Origin of the sequence: Oribacterium sp. HCP3S3_B9 (genome assembly GCF_052064255.1) — a bacterium.
GTDB lineage: Bacteria > Bacillota > Clostridia > Lachnospirales > Lachnospiraceae > Oribacterium.
In genome coordinates this window covers 162,527-180,124 of the sequence record NZ_JBQHVY010000003.1, presented here as the reverse complement: position 1 = coordinate 180,124, position 17,598 = coordinate 162,527, and the positions used below count along the sequence as shown (strand labels likewise).

At 58.0% G+C, this 17,598-nt stretch carries 16 protein-coding genes; 15 read left to right on the top strand and 1 reads right to left on the bottom strand.

Annotated elements, in window-relative coordinates; translation table 11 throughout:
• The 13 genes from ACTNC3_RS03535 (at position 1) to ACTNC3_RS03475 (ending at position 15,545) form a co-directional block, all read left to right on the top strand.
• Complete coding sequence (locus ACTNC3_RS03535; protein ID WP_441226471.1) at positions 1-2,919, top strand: AAA family ATPase; 2,919 nt, start codon at positions 1-3, stop codon at positions 2,917-2,919.
• A 423-nt stretch (positions 2,920-3,342) separates the two neighbouring features.
• Positions 3,343-3,564 (top strand): acyl carrier protein, encoded by a 222-nt coding sequence (gene acpP / locus ACTNC3_RS03530; protein ID WP_410042789.1) that lies wholly within the window; start codon positions 3,343-3,345, stop codon positions 3,562-3,564.
• A gap of 84 nt (positions 3,565-3,648) precedes the next feature.
• Complete coding sequence (gene accD / locus ACTNC3_RS03525; RefSeq protein WP_441226470.1) at positions 3,649-4,683, top strand: acetyl-CoA carboxylase, carboxyltransferase subunit beta; 1,035 nt, start codon at positions 3,649-3,651, stop codon at positions 4,681-4,683.
• On the top strand, positions 4,680-5,606 hold the full coding sequence (locus ACTNC3_RS03520) for an acetyl-CoA carboxylase carboxyltransferase subunit alpha (protein ID WP_410042787.1): 927 nt from the start codon (positions 4,680-4,682) through the stop codon (positions 5,604-5,606). Before accD ends, ACTNC3_RS03520 begins: the two co-directional genes overlap by 4 nt.
• A gap of 105 nt (positions 5,607-5,711) precedes the next feature.
• On the top strand, positions 5,712-6,725 hold the full coding sequence (locus ACTNC3_RS03515; RefSeq protein ID WP_410042824.1) for a ketoacyl-ACP synthase III: 1,014 nt from the start codon (positions 5,712-5,714) through the stop codon (positions 6,723-6,725).
• A gap of 9 nt (positions 6,726-6,734) precedes the next feature.
• A complete protein-coding gene (locus ACTNC3_RS03510; protein ID WP_441226469.1) occupies positions 6,735-7,661 on the top strand; it encodes a nitronate monooxygenase in 927 nt (308 codons plus the stop codon).
• A 104-nt stretch (positions 7,662-7,765) separates the two neighbouring features.
• Entirely contained in the window at positions 7,766-8,824 is a 1,059-nt protein-coding gene (locus ACTNC3_RS03505) for an ACP S-malonyltransferase (RefSeq protein ID WP_441226468.1), read from the top strand.
• A gap of 117 nt (positions 8,825-8,941) precedes the next feature.
• Positions 8,942-9,697: a 3-oxoacyl-[acyl-carrier-protein] reductase gene (gene fabG / locus ACTNC3_RS03500; protein WP_441226467.1), complete on the top strand. Its 756-nt coding sequence runs from the start codon at positions 8,942-8,944 to the stop codon at positions 9,695-9,697.
• Between the two features lie 31 nt (positions 9,698-9,728).
• Entirely contained in the window at positions 9,729-11,012 is a 1,284-nt protein-coding gene (gene fabF, locus ACTNC3_RS03495; protein ID WP_410042783.1) for a beta-ketoacyl-ACP synthase II, read from the top strand.
• 167 nt (positions 11,013-11,179) lie between these two features.
• Positions 11,180-11,584, top strand: a complete 405-nt coding sequence (gene fabZ / locus ACTNC3_RS03490) for a 3-hydroxyacyl-ACP dehydratase FabZ (RefSeq protein ID WP_410042823.1) — start codon at positions 11,180-11,182, stop codon at positions 11,582-11,584.
• A 79-nt stretch (positions 11,585-11,663) separates the two neighbouring features.
• Positions 11,664-12,122, top strand: coding sequence for a MarR family winged helix-turn-helix transcriptional regulator (locus ACTNC3_RS03485; protein ID WP_410042782.1), 459 nt, complete (start codon positions 11,664-11,666; stop codon positions 12,120-12,122).
• 256 nt (positions 12,123-12,378) lie between these two features.
• Complete coding sequence (locus ACTNC3_RS03480) at positions 12,379-13,872, top strand: tagaturonate reductase (protein ID WP_441226466.1); 1,494 nt, start codon at positions 12,379-12,381, stop codon at positions 13,870-13,872.
• A 182-nt stretch (positions 13,873-14,054) separates the two neighbouring features.
• The gene (locus ACTNC3_RS03475) at positions 14,055-15,545 is read left to right on the top strand and encodes a UxaA family hydrolase (RefSeq protein WP_441226465.1); all 1,491 of its coding nucleotides are present in this window, start codon (positions 14,055-14,057) and stop codon (positions 15,543-15,545) included.
• A 171-nt stretch (positions 15,546-15,716) separates the two neighbouring features.
• On the opposite strand, the gene ACTNC3_RS03470 is transcribed toward ACTNC3_RS03475, so the two are convergent.
• Positions 15,717-16,319 (bottom strand): hypothetical protein, encoded by a 603-nt coding sequence (locus ACTNC3_RS03470; protein WP_410042779.1) that lies wholly within the window; start codon positions 16,317-16,319, stop codon positions 15,717-15,719.
• 435 nt (positions 16,320-16,754) lie between these two features.
• Between ACTNC3_RS03470 and ACTNC3_RS03465 the strand changes: the two genes are divergently transcribed.
• Together ACTNC3_RS03465 and ACTNC3_RS03460 are read left to right on the top strand one after the other, a co-directional pair.
• The gene (locus ACTNC3_RS03465; protein ID WP_410042778.1) at positions 16,755-16,985 is read left to right on the top strand and encodes an HPr family phosphocarrier protein; all 231 of its coding nucleotides are present in this window, start codon (positions 16,755-16,757) and stop codon (positions 16,983-16,985) included.
• A complete protein-coding gene (locus ACTNC3_RS03460; protein WP_441226464.1) occupies positions 16,978-17,571 on the top strand; it encodes a M48 family metallopeptidase in 594 nt (197 codons plus the stop codon). The genes ACTNC3_RS03465 and ACTNC3_RS03460 overlap by 8 nt, the downstream gene beginning before the upstream one ends.
• The last annotated feature ends 27 nt before the right edge of the window (positions 17,572-17,598 follow it).

Genomic DNA, 17,598 nt, shown 5'->3' with positions numbered 1-17,598 from the left:
ATGCGACCACTGAAATTAAAGCTATCCGCTTTCGGACCCTATAAGGGTGTGACAGAAATTGATATGGAGAAGCTCGGCGAACGCGGGCTCTATCTCATCACGGGCGACACCGGTGCCGGCAAGACCACGATCTTCGACGCGATCACCTTCGCTCTGTTCGGCGAGGCCTCGGGTGAGAACCGGACCGCCGGGATGCTGCGCTCGAAGTATGCGGAGCCGGAGACCCCGACGGAGGTCGAGATGTGCTTCCGTTACCGTGGGCAGGACTATACCGTGAAGCGAAATCCGGAGTACGAGCGCCCGGCGAAGCGTGGCGGTGGCACGACGATCCAGAAGGCGGACGCAGAGCTCACGCTGCCGGACGGCGAGGTGCTCACGAAGCCGCGGGAGGTCGACCGGAAGATCCTGGAGATACTCGGCGTCAACCACCAGCAGTTCTCGCAGATCGCGATGATCGCGCAGGGCGACTTCCTGAAGCTGCTGCTCGCGGACACGAAGGAGCGCCAGGAAATCTTCCGAAAGCTCTTCGAGACCGAGCACTATAAGGCACTGCAGATGCAGATCCTGAGCGATGCGAAGCGGCTCTTCGTCGAAAAGGAGGATGCGCGGAAGGCCATCGAGCACTATGTGCAGTCCACGACGGCGGATCCGCTGAGCCCGCTCTCTGTCGAACTGGAGCACGCGCATAAAGGGGCGATGCTGACGGCGGACGTGCTGACACTGCTCGAGAGGATCATCGCGGACGACGAGATGCGACGCGGACAGCTCGAGACGGAAATCAACGAGGCGAGCGCGGCGCTCGAAAAGATCAGCGGCCACCTGACGGCGCTCGGAGCGTATCAGAAGCTGCAGTCGGATCTCGACCGTACGAAGGCGCAGCTCGAGGAGGCGGAGCCGAAGCTCGACGTGCTGCAGAAGCGCTATGAAGCGGAGCAGGCGCGGGAGCCGGAACGAAAAGAACTGGAGCGCCGGATCACCGTGCTCACAGAGATGCTGCCGCAGTACGCGGAGCTCAGTACGCTTCTGCAGGCACAGACGGCGCGGGAGAAGGCGCTCGACAAGCTGATTTCCGAACAGGCGAAGCGGACAGCGAAGCAGACGAAGGGACAGCAGCAGCTCGAAGCAGCGAAGCGGGAGCTGCAGACCCTCGGTAGTGTGGAGGCGGAGCTTGCGACGAAGCAGGCGGCGCAGGAGGCCAATGCACGGAAGCAGAGTGAACTCCGTTCCCTGCAGGCGAACTATGAGGCGCTCCGCCGAAAGCATCGTGCGCTGAAGACGGCACAGGAGGCCCTGAAGACGGCGATGACCCGCTTCGAAGAAGCAGATGCTTCCTATAAGGAGCGAAACCGGGCGTTTCTCTGTGAGCAGGCGGGTATCCTCGCACGCGATCTGAAGTCAGGGGATACCTGTCCGGTCTGCGGGCATGTCATCACCGAAGAGAGTCATCTCGCGACCCTTTCCGAGACGGCACCGACAGAAGCCGATGTGCAGAAGGCACAGCAGCTGTCGGAGCAGCTTCACCGGGCGATGGATGAAAAGAGCCGGACTGCCAATGGACTGAAGGGTGACTACGAGGCCTCGGCACAGCATGTGCTGCAGCAGTGTGCGATGCTCCTCGGTGATGTGAAGATGCAGACCCCGGATGCACCGGAGGCAGCCGCAACCTGCGAGGGCACGACAGAAACGAAGCACGAGGACGCGGTACGTAGGCCATCGGAGCACAGCGACGCACAGGCACCGACCGGAACCGTGGTGGTGACCGCCGCGGTACTGAACGAGGGCTACCAGCGTGTGCAGGCGGCGTGTGCCGACACGCAGACAGCAGCAGGCACGCTTGAGGCTGCCGTACAGGAACTGACGCTTCGGTCCAAGCGAAAAACTGGCCTTGAACAGCAGATCCCGGAGGCAGAGCGGAAGCTCGAAGCACTGAGCGGAGAAATCCGACAGGCGGAGGCGAAGCAGATCGAGCTGCAGACGGCACAGAAGGCCACCCATGATGAAATCGAAAAGCAGCAGGCAAAGCTTCCGTTCCCGACGGAACGCGAAGCCCGGGCAGAAATCAGTCGCCTCGATGGTCTTAGGACCCAGGCCGACGCGGCACTCGCACAGGCAGAGCAGGCGCTTCGTGCCGAAGGGAAGACACTCGCGGAGCTGCGCGGTTCGCTGCAGCAGCTTTCGGAGCAGGTGAAGATGGCGGAAGGTGCGCAGTATGATGCCGGGACGGAGCGGGCGGAGCAGACACGCCTCAGCGGTCTCCGACAGCAGCGGCGGGCGGAGGCCGATGGTGTCATTGCCCGTATAGAGACGAATAAGGCGCAGCTTACACGAATCAAGGAGGGCGCAGCAGAGCTCAGCGAGAAGGAGCGGCACTATGCCTGGATGAGCGAGCTCTCGAACACCGCAAACGGCACGGTAGCCGGCAGCGAGAAGATGACGCTCGAGACCTACATCCAGACGACGTACTTCGACCGCATCCTTCGGCGGGCGAACACGCGCCTCATGATCATGAGCGATGCGCAGTATGAGCTCGTGCGTCGGAAGAGTGCCGACAATATCAAATCGCAATCGGGCCTCGAGCTGGACGTGCTCGACCACTATAACGGAACACTGCGTTCGGTGAAGACGCTGTCGGGTGGAGAGTCCTTCAAGGCCTCCCTCAGCCTCGCCCTCGGACTCAGCGACGAGATCAGCTCGAGCGTCGGCGGCATCCGTCTCGACACCATGTTCGTCGATGAGGGCTTCGGCTCCCTCGACGAGGATTCGCTGCATGCGGCGATCCAGGCACTCGCGGAGCTCACCGAGGGGCATCGCCTCGTCGGGATCATCTCCCATGTCGGAGAGCTGAAGCAGCAGATCGATAAGCAGCTCGTCGTCACGAAGGACCGCGCCGGCGGCAGCCAGGTCGAGGTGATCGCCTGAAAACAGGTAAGAAGCTGTGTTCACCGGCTTCGATGAAGTGGTGAGAAGCATGGGGTCTGCCCCCCATTTGCTTGCGGAGAGAACCTGAATTCTGCCCTATGGGGGTCAGACCCCTTTGACTCCAGATACGAAACATGGTTCATCGATTATTTAAAAAAATATACATAGTTCAAATTTTTTAAAGAACGGAGAGGATGAAAAGGACGGAAATGCGTCTTTTCCATTCCTCTCCGTTTGTCATAGTTTTCAAAACTATTTCCACTTCTGAATTTCTTCCATTGACTTCCTATGCTATTTCACGTATTCTATGCACCATCGCGAGAAAAGTTAAAATATTTTAATAAAAAATGTTTAACTATAAATACTCGTAAACAGAACACAAACATAAGATGAATCGCCGGGCTACGGCAAAAGGAGAACAAAATGGATTTCGAGCAGGTTAAGGACATTATCGTAGATACACTCGCATGTGATGAGGAGAAGGTTACCCCGGAGGCACGCTTCCAGGAGGACCTCGAGGTGGATTCCCTCTCGCTCGTAGAGCTGCACATGGCCCTCGAGGATGCACTTGGTAAGACTATCCCGGATGGCGAGATCGGCAAGATGGCGACCGTACAGGATCTCGTTGATTACTGCCAGAACTAAAACAGAGTATATGTAAGCGTTCAGCTCGGTTTTCATCAGAAAATCGGGCTGTTCTAAAGAGAAGGTTTATATAGGAGGTGGGCCATGAAGTCGCCTATCAAGAAGGTTTATGAGCTGTATAAGAACCGTGCGTTCGAGAAGAAGGCCCGGGAGGATATGATCGGACACGTCGGTGTTCACTTTACCTGGCCGCTTGCCGGAAAGAGCGCGGGTGCTGAGAAGGCAGAAAAGGCAGAGGCGAAGGCGGATACGAAGGCAGAGGGAGAGAAGAGCAGCGGTCGGAGTCTTCCGGCGGTGATGATCCCGTCGAGCTTCATCACCTGCCGGAGCTGCGGACGTCGTGCACTCCGTCGTAGATGGGAGGAGAACTGCTTCATCTGTCCGACCTGCGGAAAGTATGCACCGCTCGGCGGCTACTATCGTCTCAAGCTGATCCTCGATCCAGGCAGCTTCAAGGAGCTGGATCGAGATATCGCGGCCGAGGATCCGCTGGGCTTCCCAGGCTATAAGGAGAAGATCGAGAAGCAGGAGGAGAAGACCGGCCTTTCCGAGTCCGTCATCTCCGCGGTCGGCACCATCGAGGGCATCCGCCTCGTGACGGTCGTCCTCGACAGCCGCTTCTTCATGGGCTCCATGTCCCGTGCGGTCGGCGAGAAGGTGACCCGTGCGGTCGAGTATGCCGACGCACATCATCTGCCACTCCTCATCTTCAGCGCAAGCGGCGGCGCCCGTATGCAGGAGGGCATCTACAGCCTCATGCAGATGGCGAAGACCAGCGCAGCCATCGAGACCTTCAGCGAGCACGGCGGTCTCTACATCAGCTTCCTGACCCACCCGACCACAGGCGGCGTCACCGCGAGCTTCGCGACCCTCGGGGACATCACCCTCGCAGAGCCGGGCGCACTGATCGGCTTCGCCGGACCACGTGTTATCGAGCAGACCATCAACCGCAAGCTCCCGAAGGGCTTTCAGCGTGCTGAGTATCTCGAGAACCACGGCTTCGTGGACCGCATCGTGAAGCGCAGTGAGATGCGCGATGTACTGACCGACATCCTGAAGCTGCATGTCGATTCCGGCGTGCAGCCTGGAGCGGTCACCACCAGGGAGGTAAATGCATGATTAAAGACATCATCGAACAGGCCGAAGCACTCGAACAGAGAATCCATACGCTTTCACTGACGAAAGAAGAGATGGAGGCCAATGCGGAGGAAATCCGCCGTCTGGACCAGGAGCGTACACAGCTGCTCGCCCAGTGTGCGGATCTCTCGGCGGCGGATCGTGTCTATCTGGCCCGTCATCCGAAGCGTCCGCACATCGACGATTTCATCGAGCATCTCTTCACCGACTTCTTCGAGCAGAAGGGGGATCACCTCTATGATGAGGATGCGTCCATCTATGGTGGCATCGCCCGCTACAAGGGCATGCCGGTGACCGTTCTCGGGCATCGCAAGGGCCGCACGATGGAAGAGAATATCCGTTACAATTTCGGTATGCCGCGTCCGGAGGGCTATCGTAAGGCCCTTCGCCTCATGGAGCAGGCCGAGAAGTTCGGCCGCCCGATCATCACCTTCGTCGATACGCCGGGTGCTTATCCTGGTATGGAGGCAGAGGAGCACGGACAGGGTGAGGCCATCGCACGGAATCTCGCGGCGATGAGCAGCCTGCATGTGCCGGTTATCGCGGTCGTCACCGGTGAGGGCAACTCCGGCGGAGCGCTTGCGATTTCCGTTGCCAACCAGATCCTCATGCTCGAAAACGCCGTGTACTCGGTACTGAGCCCGGAGGGCTTCGCCTCGATCCTCTGGAAGGACGCAGGCCGTCACGAGGAGGCCTGCGAGGTCATGAAGCTGACCGCCCGCGATCTTCGTGAGGCCGGTGTCGCGGATCATCTGATCCCGGAGCCGCTCGGCGGTGCGCAGACCGATCCGGAGCGCCTCTATGCAAGCCTCGACATCGTGCTTGAAAAGAGCCTGAATGACCTTCTGAAGCTGAGCCCGGAGGAGGTTCGGAAGCAGCGCCAGGAGAAGTACCGGAATATTTAATTGTGAGCGCAGGCACCGCGTACACCGGTGCGCAGCGGCGTGTGAACACCACTGTCGCCCGGTGCGGAGGCGCTTTGACATAAGTGAGGAGAAACCTTGAACGAAATGAAACTCATCGGCCTCGGGGCCGCGTATCCGGGCCGACTGGTGACCAATGACGACTTAAGTCTGGAGATGGATACCTCCGATGCCTGGATCTATCCACGTACCGGTATCCACGCACGCCGCTTCTGCACGGCAGAGGAAAGTGCCGTGACCCTCGCCATCGAGGCGGCCGGAAAGGCACTCGCAGAGGCGGAAAGCCAGGGCGTTCCGGCGTCGGACATCGGCGCGATCGTCGTGGCGAGCATGTCCGCAGACCTCGCAACCCCGAGCATCGCAGCGATCCTTCAGCGGGAGCTCCGGCTTCCGGAGGTGCCGGCCCTCGACATCAACGCCGCCTGCAGCGGCTTCATCTATGGCCTCGAGGTCGCACGCAGCCTCGCCGCTGTGAGCGGCCGGCGCTATGCCCTCGTGGTTGGCACAGAGCAGCTGTCCCGTCTCCTCTCGATGGAGGACCGCTCCACCGCGATTCTTTTCGGCGATGGTGCGGGTGCAGCCGTGATCGAGTGCACAGAAACAGCGGGAAACAGAGAAGAAGCGGCACCGTACGTACGTCTTTTCGGCTCCCGCGGATCCGATGTGATCCTCGCGCCGGGGGTCTATACGGGTGCGTATGAAGCGCGGGAGGAGACGAACGCAGAGACCGTCTGCATTGACCATATGCTGATGGACGGTAAGGAAGTGTTCATGTTCGCCTGTGACATCATCCCGCGCATCATCGGCGGCCTGCTCGAACAGTCCGGCGAGACGATGGAGGACATCGATCATGTGGTCTGCCATCAGGCAAATGCCCGCATCATCCGGCATGTCTACCGGGCGATGCACTGGCCGGCAGAGAAGTTTTTTATGAATATGGAAAAGCTTGGAAATACCAGCGCTGCATCGATTCCGACGGCGCTTTACGATATGCAGCAGCAGGGACGCCTTCAGCGTGGCGAACGACTGATCCTCGCAGGCTTCGGCGGCGGACTCACCTGGGGCGGCTGCATCCTGAGCTATGACGCACCGACACGGTAAAGGAGAGATATGACATTACTGAATGAATTACTGGGAACGAAATATCCGATCATCCAGGGCGGTATGGCCAACATCGCCACGGGTCGCTTCGCGGCGGCCTGTGCCTGTGCCGGCGCGCTCGGCCTCATCGGAACCGGTGGTATCCACTCGGCGGAGGAGCTTCGTACCGAGATCCGGACCGCACGGAAGCTGATCGAGGAGGCTGCGACACCGGATTACGAGCCGGTGTTCGGTGTGAACCTCATGCTGATGAATCCATGCACGGAGGCGTTTGTGCAGGTGTGCATCGAAGAGAAGGTGCCGGTGGTGACGACCGGTGCCGGCAATCCGGGACAGTATATGGCGGCCTTTAAGGAGGCCGGCATCAAGGTGATTCCGGTGGTCGGTGCCCCGATCCTCGCGAAGCTGATGGAGCGCCTCGGTGCGTACGCCGTCATCGCCGAGGGCTGTGAGTCCGGCGGACATGTCGGTGAGATGACGACGATGACCCTGGTGCCGCAGTGTGTGGACACCGTGTCGATTCCGGTCATCGCGGCCGGCGGGATCGCAGATCACCGTCAGTTTGAGGCAGCCATGGCCCTCGGTGCCTGTGGCGTGCAGATCGGTACGGTGCTGCTGTCCGCAGAGGAGTGCCCGATCCATGAGAACTATAAGGCCGCGCTTCTGAAGGCACAGGGCAGTGACGCCATCGTGACCGGACGGATCGGCGGTACACCGGTGCGTGTACTGAAAAACCAGATGACCGTCGCCTATATCAAGCAGGAGAAGGCTGGCGCCGATAAGATGGAGCTCGAGAAGTTCACCCTGGGTTCCCTCCGTCGCGCCGTGTTCGAGGGCGATGTGAAGACCGGCTCCCTGATGGCTGGGCAGGTATGCGGACAGCTGCATACGATTCGACCGCTCGCGGAGATCCTCGAGGACATCTGTCAGGGATAAATCGAAGCGCGTTTCGTGCAGCGTCGGTGGACGTGAGAAAGGATGCATTTCCGGTGGCGTAGCCTCACGCGGGCCGTCATCGAAAGCAGATAGAAAGGTAGAACATGAAAACAGCATTTTTATACGCAGGACAGGGCAGCCAGTATGTCGGCATGGGTGCCGATCTGTACCGTGATTATCCGGAGTTCCGCCGGGTGTTTGACAGTGTCAGCGATGCGCTTCAGCGCTATACGAAGAGTGAGGACTTCCGTAAGGAGTTTGCAGGGGGCGAGGGCGTCGATCAGAACTATGATCTCCACCGTCTCGTCTTCCAGGATCCGGATGGTGTCATCAACGAGACCCGTTACACCCAGCCGGCGATGGTGGCCTTCGCCTGTGGCGTGACCGAGATCCTCCGTGTACATGGCATCCGTCCGGATGTGACCGCCGGCCTTTCGCTCGGTGAGTACTCGGCACTCGAGGCGGCAGAGGTGATGGACGCAGAGACCACGGTGAACATGGTCGCCTTCCGTGGTGCCAGCATGGCGGCTGCGTCCGAGGGCATCGACTGCGGCATGAGCGCGGTCCTCGGTGTAGCGGCTGAGGATCTCGAGACGGTCTGCCGTCAGGCGCAGCTCGAGACCGGAAAGATCGTTTCTCTCTGCAACCTGAACTGCCCGGGACAGATCGTCATCGGTGGTGAGAAGGCAGCTGTCACGAAGGCGGCCGAAATCATCAGCGCGAGTGGCAGCGGCAAGAGCATCCCGCTTCGCGTGTCCGGACCGTTCCATACCGTCTTTATGAAGAGCGCTGGCGATGCGCTCGCACGCTACTTTAAGAGCATCCGTTTTCAGCGCCCGAAGTGCCCGGTGATGTTTAACTACCTCGGCGGGACCTGTGAGGAGGTCAGTGCATCCGTGGAGTCCACGACGGCGACGACCCTCGCTGGACTTCGCCGGGCGATCCCGGAGCTTCTCGAAGAGCAGGTGCAGAAGCCGGTCCGCATGGAGGCGATTCTCCGTGAGATGTTTGAGGACGGCGTGACGAATTTCATCGAGATCGGCCCGGGCCATACGCTCGCCGGTTTCGTAAAGAAGGTCGCCCGCGATATGGGCATCACGGAGTTCACGGTCACCGCGATCGAGACCTCTGAGGACATCGCGAAGCTCTGTGCGGAAGCCTGAGGGCAGAGCGCCCGCAGCGTCGCGTCGAAGAAACCCATTTTTAACGCAATTTTTCTATAAATACAGTGTTCCACAGGAACAGAAGTGACTGTCTGGAAACAGCCGGAGGAAAAACAAATGTCAGAAACGACAGAAAAGATCACAGGTGCAGCGATCGTCACCGGTGCAGGCCGGGGGATCGGCTGTGCCATCGCGGTGGAGCTCGCGCGTCATGGCTATCACATCCTCGTGGATTATGCGGGGAATGCTTCCGCCGCCGAGGAAACGGTTGCACTCTGCCAGGCGGAAGGCGTCGATGCCTTCGCTGTGCAGGCGGATGTATCTGACGAGGACGCCGTAAAGGGTCTCGTAAAGAGTGCGCTCGAGCGCTTCGGACGCATCGATGTGCTCATCAACAACGCGGGCATCACACGTGACAATCTGATGCTTCGCATGAGCGCAGAGGACTTCGACCTCGTGATCGAGAAGAACCTGCGTGGTGCCTTCCTGATGACGAAGTACGTCGGAAAGGAAATGCTGCACCAGCGCTCCGGACGCATCGTAAACATCTCCTCCGTCGTCGGCGTGCATGGCAATGCCGGCCAGGCGAACTATGCGGCCTCGAAGGCTGGTCTCATCGGTCTCACGAAGACCACCGCCCTCGAGTATGCGAGCCGCGGCATCACCGCGAACGCCATCGCCCCGGGCTTCATCGACACCGACATGACGAAGGTGCTGCCGGAGAAGGTGAAGGAAGCGATGCTGCAGCAGATTCCGCTTCGCCAGTTCGGACGCCCGGAGGATGTCGCGAAGGCGGCGGCCTTCCTGGCATCGGACGACGCCCGCTATATCACCGGTCAGGTACTCGGTGTGGATGGCGGCATGGGCTGCTGATAAAGTTAATATAGAAATATAGGAGAACACAATGAATAAACGTAGAGTCGTCGTCACCGGTCTCGGTACGGTAAATCCGACCGGCAATGATACAGAGACTTCCTGGGCAGCCATCCGCGCCGGACAGTGCGGCATCGGCCCGATCACCCATTTCGATACAGAAAATTTCACGATCAAGCTCGCCGGTGAGGTGAAGGATTTCGATCCGTCTGCCATCATCGACCGTCGTGAGCAGAAGCATATGTCGCGCTATGCGCAGTTCGCCATCGTGGCTGCCGAGGAGGCGATCCGCGAGAGCGGCATCGGGAGCGCAGCGGAGCTGAAGACTTCCGACGCCGCGGACGCCGGCATCGGCCCGAAGGAATATGAGGCGAGCCGTATGGGCGTTATCATCTCGTCCGGTATCGGCGGCCTCAGCACCATTGAGGAGGAGCATACGAAGGCCCTTCAGCGTGGCTTCGAGCGTGTGTCTCCGTTCTTCATTCCGATGGCGATTTCCAACATGGCGGCAGCGAACGTTGCGATCCGTCACGGCTTCAAGGGCATGTGCACCTGTCCGGTGACCGCGTGCGCCGGCGGCTCGAACGCCATCGGCGACGCTTTCCACCGCATCCGTGATGGTTATGAGGACGTCATGGTGGCTGGCGGCACCGAGGCGAGCATCACGGAGCTCGGCATCGGCGGCTTCGCCAGCATGCGTGCCCTCTGCGCTGCGACGAACCCGAAGCGCGCGAGCATCCCGTTCGATCAGGAGCGTGGCGGCTTCGTCATGGGCGAGGGTGCCGGCATCCTGGTGCTCGAGGAGCGTGAGCATGCGCTCCACCGTGGCGCGAAGATCCTCGCAGAGATCGTCGGCTACGGCGCGAACTGCGACGCCTACCACATCACAAGCCCGAACCCGGAGGGCGAGGGCGGTGCCGACTGCATGCGCCTCGCCATCGCAGACGCGGGCATCCAGCCAGAGGAAATCTCCTACATCAACGCCCACGGTACCTCCACGCATCTCAATGATGCCTGTGAGACGAAGGCCATCAAGGCGGTCTTCGGAGCGAAGGCCTACGAGATTCCGGTTTCCTCCACGAAGTCGATGACCGGTCACCTGCTCGGTGCGGCCGGCGGCGTCGAGGCCCTCTTCAGCGTGAAGGCCCTCGAGGAGCAGTTCATCCCGGCGACCATCAACTACCAGGTGCCGGATCCGGAGTGCGACCTCGACATCGTGCCGAACGAAGGACGTGCGGCGAAGCTCGACTACGTCCTCTCGAACTCCCTCGGCTTCGGCGGACACAACGCCTGCCTGATTTTCAAGAAGGCCTGAAGGGAGATGCCATGACAGAAGAGATGAACACGAACCCGTCTGTTTCCGAGGCGGATGCTGAGATCATGACCGCAGCGGCAGCAGAGATGCACGCTTCTTCGGAAGCGGGCGAAAACGCAGCCACGGTCGAGGCGGCACGCGCAGCGCATCCGCTCCGTGTCGATGAGATCAAGGAGATCATCCCACACCGCTATCCGTTTCTCCTGATCGATCAGGTGGTGGATTATGAGCCGGGAAAGTTTGCCGATGCACGAAAGTGCGTCACGGTGAACGAGCCCTTCTTCCAGGGACACTTCCCGCAGTATCCGGTGATGCCAGGCGTCCTCATCATCGAGGCCCTCGCACAGACCGGCGCCGTCGCGCTCCTCAGCATGCCGGCGAATAAGGGAAAGATCGCGCTGTTCGGCGGCATCAAGAACGCCCGCTTCAAGAAGCAGGTACGTCCGGGCGACGTCCTCGAGCTCCACTGTGAGCTCACCCGCATGCACGGCCCGGTCGGCATGGGTACCGCCGTCGCCACCATCAACGGAAAAACCGCTGTGCAGGCGGAGCTCACCTTCGCGGTACAGTAAAATAATTGTATAGAATCGGCGAGAGCATGATATAATCGAACTGTTCATACGAAATGTAAGTTAAAGGAAAAGGTGCTACATGCTGAACCAGTCTATCGCCGATCTCTATAATCGCTTCCGCATCCACTTCTACAAGCGGGTCTTTTCGAAGGAAAGCAGCCGGGATGAGTCTCTGACCTCGGTTGAGGCCTTCAGTCTCGAGTGCATCAAGGCGCTCGGGGAGCCGACGGTGGCGGAGTTTGCGAAGATGATGGGCATTTCGGCTCCGAACGCGGCATATAAAGTCAATGCACTCGTCCAGAAGGGATATATCGAGAAGGTGCAGTCGGACGAAGACCACCGCGAGTTCTACCTCCACCCGACGGAAAAGCTCGAGAACTACTATCACCGTAGCTACCAGTTTCTCGATGAAGTCGTGAAGCGCTTCGAGGAACGCTTCTCTGAGGAGGACCTCGCGAAGCTCGACGAGATGCTGCAGGTCATCACGAAGGAGATGATCCCGGAGCTCGATCCGGAGCACCTCAGAAAGCGGGACTGATTCGGAAATCAATGTGAACAGGAGAAGAGGGATATCAACCGGCTTTTTGTGCTATCAGCATAAAACAGGCCGGTTTTTTCGTTTCTTTTGACGAATTCTGCGTTTCTTTTCGGGAATTCTGATTTTCTGATTGACATATTTTGAGAAGAAGCATATATTCTATGTAAGCGCTTACATAAAGAGCAGGGAAGCGCTGCCCTGGTAAGCATAGACATCGATTTTTAGAGCATTTCACAGCTGAAAGGAACGAATTAAGATGGAGAAGTTAAATTATCAGGTACTTGAGCAGTCTGGTTATCAGGGATATGTCCTGAAGGATGCACCTGTGAAGGTGATGCAGTTTGGCGAGGGTAATTTCCTCCGTGCATTCGTTGACTATTTCTTCGATATGGCAAACGAGCATGCGGACTGGAACGGTAAGGTGACCCTCGTTCAGCCGATCGCACAGGGTCTCACCGAGTATGTCAATGCGCAGGAGGGTCTCTACACCCTGTACCTTCGTGGTTCTGAGAATGGTCAGAAGGTGAACAACAAGCGTGTGATCTCCGCTGTCAAGGACTGCATCAATCCGTATACTGCAGAGGGCTTTAAGGCACTCCTGGAGCTTGCAAAGTCGGATGATCTCGAGTACATCGTTTCGAACACCACCGAGGCCGGTATCGTCTATGATCCGGACACGAAGTTCGATCAGGAGCCGCCGGTTTCCTTCCCTGGTAAGATGACGAGAGTGCTCTATGAGCGTTTCAAGGCCGGCAAGGGCGGACTCGTCGTTCTCTCCTGCGAGCTGATCGACGCGAACGGTCAGGTGCTGAAGCAGATCGTAAACCGTCACATCGATGAGTGGGGCCTCGGCGAGGACTTCAAGAACTGGGTAAACGAGAAGGTTCTGTTCTGCTCCACACTCGTAGACCGTATCGTTCCGGGCCGTATCCGCGATCCGAAGGAGGTTGCAGAGCTCGAGGCGGAGAACGGTTACACCGATCCGCTGACCGATGTCGGCGAGGTATTCGGTGTATGGTACATCGAGGGACCGAAGGAGCTCGAGGACAAGCTTCCGTTCAAGAAGGCCGGCGTAAATGTACATGTCGTTCCAGAGGTTGCTCCTTATAAGAAGAGAAAGGTAAGAATCCTGAACGGTGCACACACCGGCTTCGTACTCGGTGCATACCTCGCAGGCTTCGACATCGTGCGTGACTGCATGCACGACGAGGTCATCCGTGACTACATGAACAAGATGCTCCAGGATGAGATCATCCCGATCCTTCCGCTGGATAAGGAGGATTGCGAGAAGTTCGCTTCTGCGGTTGAGGATCGTTTCAACAACCCGTTCGTTGATCACCAGCTGATGAGCATTTCTCTCAACTCTACCTCGAAGTGGAGAGCGAGAAATATGCCTTCCTTCCTCGAGTATGTTGAGAAGTTCGGTAAGCTTCCGGCAGTGCTCACGATGAGCTTCGCAGCGTACATGGCATTCTACAGCTGTGATATCCAGCGTCGTGAGGAGGATGGCCTCGTATGCAAGCGTCCGGCAGGCAACGAGTACAAGATTCAGGACGACGCCTTCGTCCTCGACTTCTACTTCGCACACAAGGATGACGATGTGAAGACCCTCGTACACGCTGTGATGACCAACACCGAGTTCTGGGGCCAGGATCTCACCGAGATCGCCGGCTTCGAGGAGGCGACCGTACAGAACCTCACCCTCATCCGTGAACAGGGTGCGAAGGCGGCTTACGCAAGCGTACTGTAAAGTGAACCTGTCGGCACATATGCTTTCTGGAAGAGCCGGAAAGCATATCGCCTGGGACAGCGTGGCAAACAATCGAACAGCGGCTTCGCATCGCGGACCTTTCGTGATGTGGATTCGTTCAATGCTTACATCATCGGCCGGGACAGATCACTGCTCCGGCCTGTGGTTTCAGGAGGAAAATTATGGCAAGAGCAAAGGTAGTGCATATCAGCCCGGAGGACAATGTCGTCGTGGCCATCGCTCCGATCGCGAAGGGTGATGAAATCAAGGTCGATGACATTGACCTCGTCGCAGCGGAGGACATCCCACAGGGACATAAGGTGGCCGTCACGCCGATCGCGGCAGAGGGCCAGGTCATCAAGTACGGCGTTTCGATCGGTCACACCACCGAGGATGTGAAGCCAGGTCAGTGGGTGCATACCCACGATATGAAGACGAATCTGTCCGGCGAGGTGGAGTATACCTACGAGCCGGCGGTGCCGGAGAAGAAGACCATGCCGGTCGAGACCTTCGAGGGCTTCGTGCGTCCGGATGGCAAGGTCGGCACGCGAAATGAAATCTGGATCATCCCGACCGTCGGCTGTGTCAATGATGTGGCGAAGCATCTCGTGGAGATGAATCAGGACATCGTGCAGGGCAGCATCGAGGGCCTCTATACCTATACGCATCCGTTCGGCTGCTCTCAGACTGGTCATGATCACGCGACCACCCGTAAGCTGCTCGCAGATCTCGTACGTCATCCGAATGCAGGCGGCGTGCTGGTGCTTTCCCTCGGCTGCGAGAATCTGACCCACGAGCAGTTCCTCGAGGAGCTCGGTGCGTACGATCCGAATCGTGTGAAGTTCCTGACCTGCCAGGACGTCGAGGATGAGTTCGAGACCGGAACGAAGCTGCTTCATGAGCTCGCAGCGTATGCCGGCCAGTTTAAGCGTGAGACGGTCGGTCTCGATAAGCTGGTGCTCGGCATGAAGTGCGGCGGCTCCGATGGCCTGTCCGGCATCACGGCGAACCCGACCGTCGGCCGCGTATCCGATCTGATCGTGGCGCAGGGTGGTACCTCCATCCTCACCGAGGTCCCGGAGATGTTCGGTGCCGAGAGCATGCTGATGGGCAGATGCGTGAATCGGGAAATCTTTGACAAGGCAGCACACATGCTGAACGGCTTCAAGGATTACTTTATCAGCCACAACGAGGTGGTCTATGATAACCCGTCCCCTGGAAACAAGCAGGGCGGTATCACGACCCTCGAGGACAAGTCCTGCGGCTGTGTACAGAAGGGCGGCAAGGCGGCGATTTCCGACGTCCTCGCCTATGCAGAGCCGGTACATACGAAGGGCCTGAACCTCCTCTATGGACCGGGCAACGACCTCGTATCCAGCACGAACCTGACCGCTGCCGGCTGCACGGTGATTCTCTTCACCACCGGCCGTGGCACACCGTTCGGCGCACCGGCACCCGTTGCGAAGATCGCGACCAACGATCGCCTCGCCGAGCGCAAGGCAAACTGGATCGACTTCAACGCTGGTCCGGTGGCTTCCCAGGGTGAGTCCGTCGATGACGCCGGTCGTCGTCTCCTCGACCTCGTGAAGGAAATCGCGTCTGGTAAGAAGACGAAGGCAGAGCAGAACGGCTTCCGTGAGATCTCCATCTTCAAGGATGGCGTCGTGCTGTAAATTTTATGATGATGCCAGTATTCGGAGGCACAGTCCTGCGAACTTCTCGCAGGACGCCCGAGGCTGGCGATCTGCATTAAAAACGTCCCCGGAATGTTTCCAGGGACGTTTTTAATGCGTTCATATATGGAAAAAGCGCTGACAAAGACAGAAGTCGTCAGCGGTCTTTATTCAGATGATGCCGCGCTTCCGTGTATGCTGTATGATCTCTTCGATCTCAGCGGCGATCGCCTCGTCATAGCCCTCGAAGCCACGATAGCGGGCGACAGCGGAAAGTACCTGCTGCTTCACCTGCGGATGCAGGGCGCCACCTCTCAGGCCCTTTACGGCGTCCAGAAGGTCCTGCATCTGCGCGGTCGTCGGCTGTATCGCTGCCACCTGTGCAAAGGCGCGTACCATGCCATCCGGGCGCAGCGCGGACATGCCGGTCACCATGAACAGTGCACCACCGAGCATCACCACCGCGGCCAGAATCATCAGCGGATTATTCTGCTGCTGTAGCATGAGAAGCGCGGCAAGACCGAGTACGCAGCCGCCCACACCAAGCAGTGCAAACTTCCGTGCATTCTTTCGATAGGTTCCCAGCGCCGATTCGCCCGCCTGCACCGGGGGCTTCGGCGTCGGAGCGTTCGTCGTCTCCGCTTCATTCACTACGGTGCTCTCCGCAGTTTCTGCGCGGTCTTCCGTCGATTCACCGGAGACAGGATCGTCTGGACCCTCCACCTGATTCCGCGCCATAAGTTCATTTACTTCATTTAATTTATGCTGATCCATACTGGAAATCTCCTTTTTCATCATTCGTAAATTTTACCTTTTCTTTCCTTGATTCTCAAGTGCATAGCAGAATGAACGTAAAAATAAAAGTGCACTATAAATAACAGCGGAACAGTTTTAAAACGTGTGGTACCGGATTTTACGGGCAGGTAATCGAACTTTTTGAACAACTGATATATCAGTCAAACGCTGAAAAAGTGACGGAATTCCGCCATTTCACTGTAATTACCGAAAAAATTCACAGTAATTTTACATAGTGACAAAACTGTAATATTTTTTCGTTATTATGCTGAAGTAAGGCACGCGTAACTGTGCAAATTTTAGCCTATTTCGTCGATGACAAGAGCGCTTTTTCGATGGTATCATCCCGGAAAACAGAGATGTATTTCGAGAGGTTTTCACTGTTTTACTCTCACGTTATTGCAGGAGGAAATTATGAGCACATTAAACATTATGTTACAGGATCGCGACGCGGTTACAGAGTTCGTGGCTGCAACGACCAGCATGCCGTTTGATATGGATCTCGTACAGGGCTCTCGCGTTGTTGATGCAAAATCACTTCTTGGTATTTTATATATGGGTCTTGGCAAGGTTCTTAATCTGAAGCTCGATACCGAGCATCTGCCGACAGCGAAGCAGACCCTTCACAAGTTCATCGTTGAGTAAGCTGTCACAGGGGCATACCGTCGAGCAGAACGATTCCGTTCGCATCGAGCGGAGTCGACGCCGATCGATCGTGCTGTCCGTGAACAGTAGGGCGGAGGTCATCCTCAAGGTGCCTTACCGGACGACGAACGCAGAAATCAACCGTATACTCTTCGAACGGCAGGACTGGATCCGTACCCACGTGGCACGGGTCCAGTCTGCGCGTGCATCAGCCGATACACTGTCTCCGCTGACGGACGAGGAGCTGCGGCAGCTCAGCCATCAGGCGGCGCAGTACATCCCACCACGTGTAGCGCTGTACGCGGAGCGCATCGGCGTCTCTTATGGACGTATCACGATCCGTCATCAGCGGACCCGCTGGGGAAGCTGCAGCACGAAGGGAAATCTCAATTTCAACTGTCTCCTCATGCTGACGCCGCAGGAGGTCATCGACTATGTCATCGTGCATGAGCTCTGTCACCGGAAGGAAATGAACCATTCCGCGCGCTTCTGGACGCTGGTTGCATCGATTCTTCCGGACTATACAGAGCAGAAGCGCTGGCTGCGGGAGCACGGTGGTGTCATCATCGGACGGCTGGAAGCATAAGTGAAAATAAATAATAAAAAACCAGGG

What these genes read in the sequence shown, in the direction of transcription:
- ACTNC3_RS03505 (WP_441226468.1), top strand. Translation starts at nt 7,766, where the DNA reads ATGAAAACAGCATTTTTATACGCAGGACAGGGCAGCCAGTATGTCGGC.
- ACTNC3_RS03535 (WP_441226471.1), top strand. Translation starts at nt 1, where the DNA reads ATGCGACCACTGAAATTAAAGCTATCCGCTTTCGGACCCTATAAGGGT.
- ACTNC3_RS03475 (WP_441226465.1), top strand. Translation starts at nt 14,055, where the DNA reads ATGGCAAGAGCAAAGGTAGTGCATATCAGCCCGGAGGACAATGTCGTC.
- ACTNC3_RS03510 (WP_441226469.1), top strand. Translation starts at nt 6,735, where the DNA reads ATGACATTACTGAATGAATTACTGGGAACGAAATATCCGATCATCCAG.
- ACTNC3_RS03520 (WP_410042787.1), top strand. Translation starts at nt 4,680, where the DNA reads ATGATTAAAGACATCATCGAACAGGCCGAAGCACTCGAACAGAGAATC.
- accD (WP_441226470.1), top strand. Translation starts at nt 3,649, where the DNA reads ATGAAGTCGCCTATCAAGAAGGTTTATGAGCTGTATAAGAACCGTGCG.
- acpP (WP_410042789.1), top strand. Translation starts at nt 3,343, where the DNA reads ATGGATTTCGAGCAGGTTAAGGACATTATCGTAGATACACTCGCATGT.
- ACTNC3_RS03485 (WP_410042782.1), top strand. Translation starts at nt 11,664, where the DNA reads ATGCTGAACCAGTCTATCGCCGATCTCTATAATCGCTTCCGCATCCAC.
- ACTNC3_RS03470 (WP_410042779.1), bottom strand. Translation starts at nt 16,319, where the DNA reads ATGGATCAGCATAAATTAAATGAAGTAAATGAACTTATGGCGCGGAAT.
- fabG (WP_441226467.1), top strand. Translation starts at nt 8,942, where the DNA reads ATGTCAGAAACGACAGAAAAGATCACAGGTGCAGCGATCGTCACCGGT.
- fabF (WP_410042783.1), top strand. Translation starts at nt 9,729, where the DNA reads ATGAATAAACGTAGAGTCGTCGTCACCGGTCTCGGTACGGTAAATCCG.
- ACTNC3_RS03465 (WP_410042778.1), top strand. Translation starts at nt 16,755, where the DNA reads ATGAGCACATTAAACATTATGTTACAGGATCGCGACGCGGTTACAGAG.
- ACTNC3_RS03480 (WP_441226466.1), top strand. Translation starts at nt 12,379, where the DNA reads ATGGAGAAGTTAAATTATCAGGTACTTGAGCAGTCTGGTTATCAGGGA.
- ACTNC3_RS03515 (WP_410042824.1), top strand. Translation starts at nt 5,712, where the DNA reads ATGAAACTCATCGGCCTCGGGGCCGCGTATCCGGGCCGACTGGTGACC.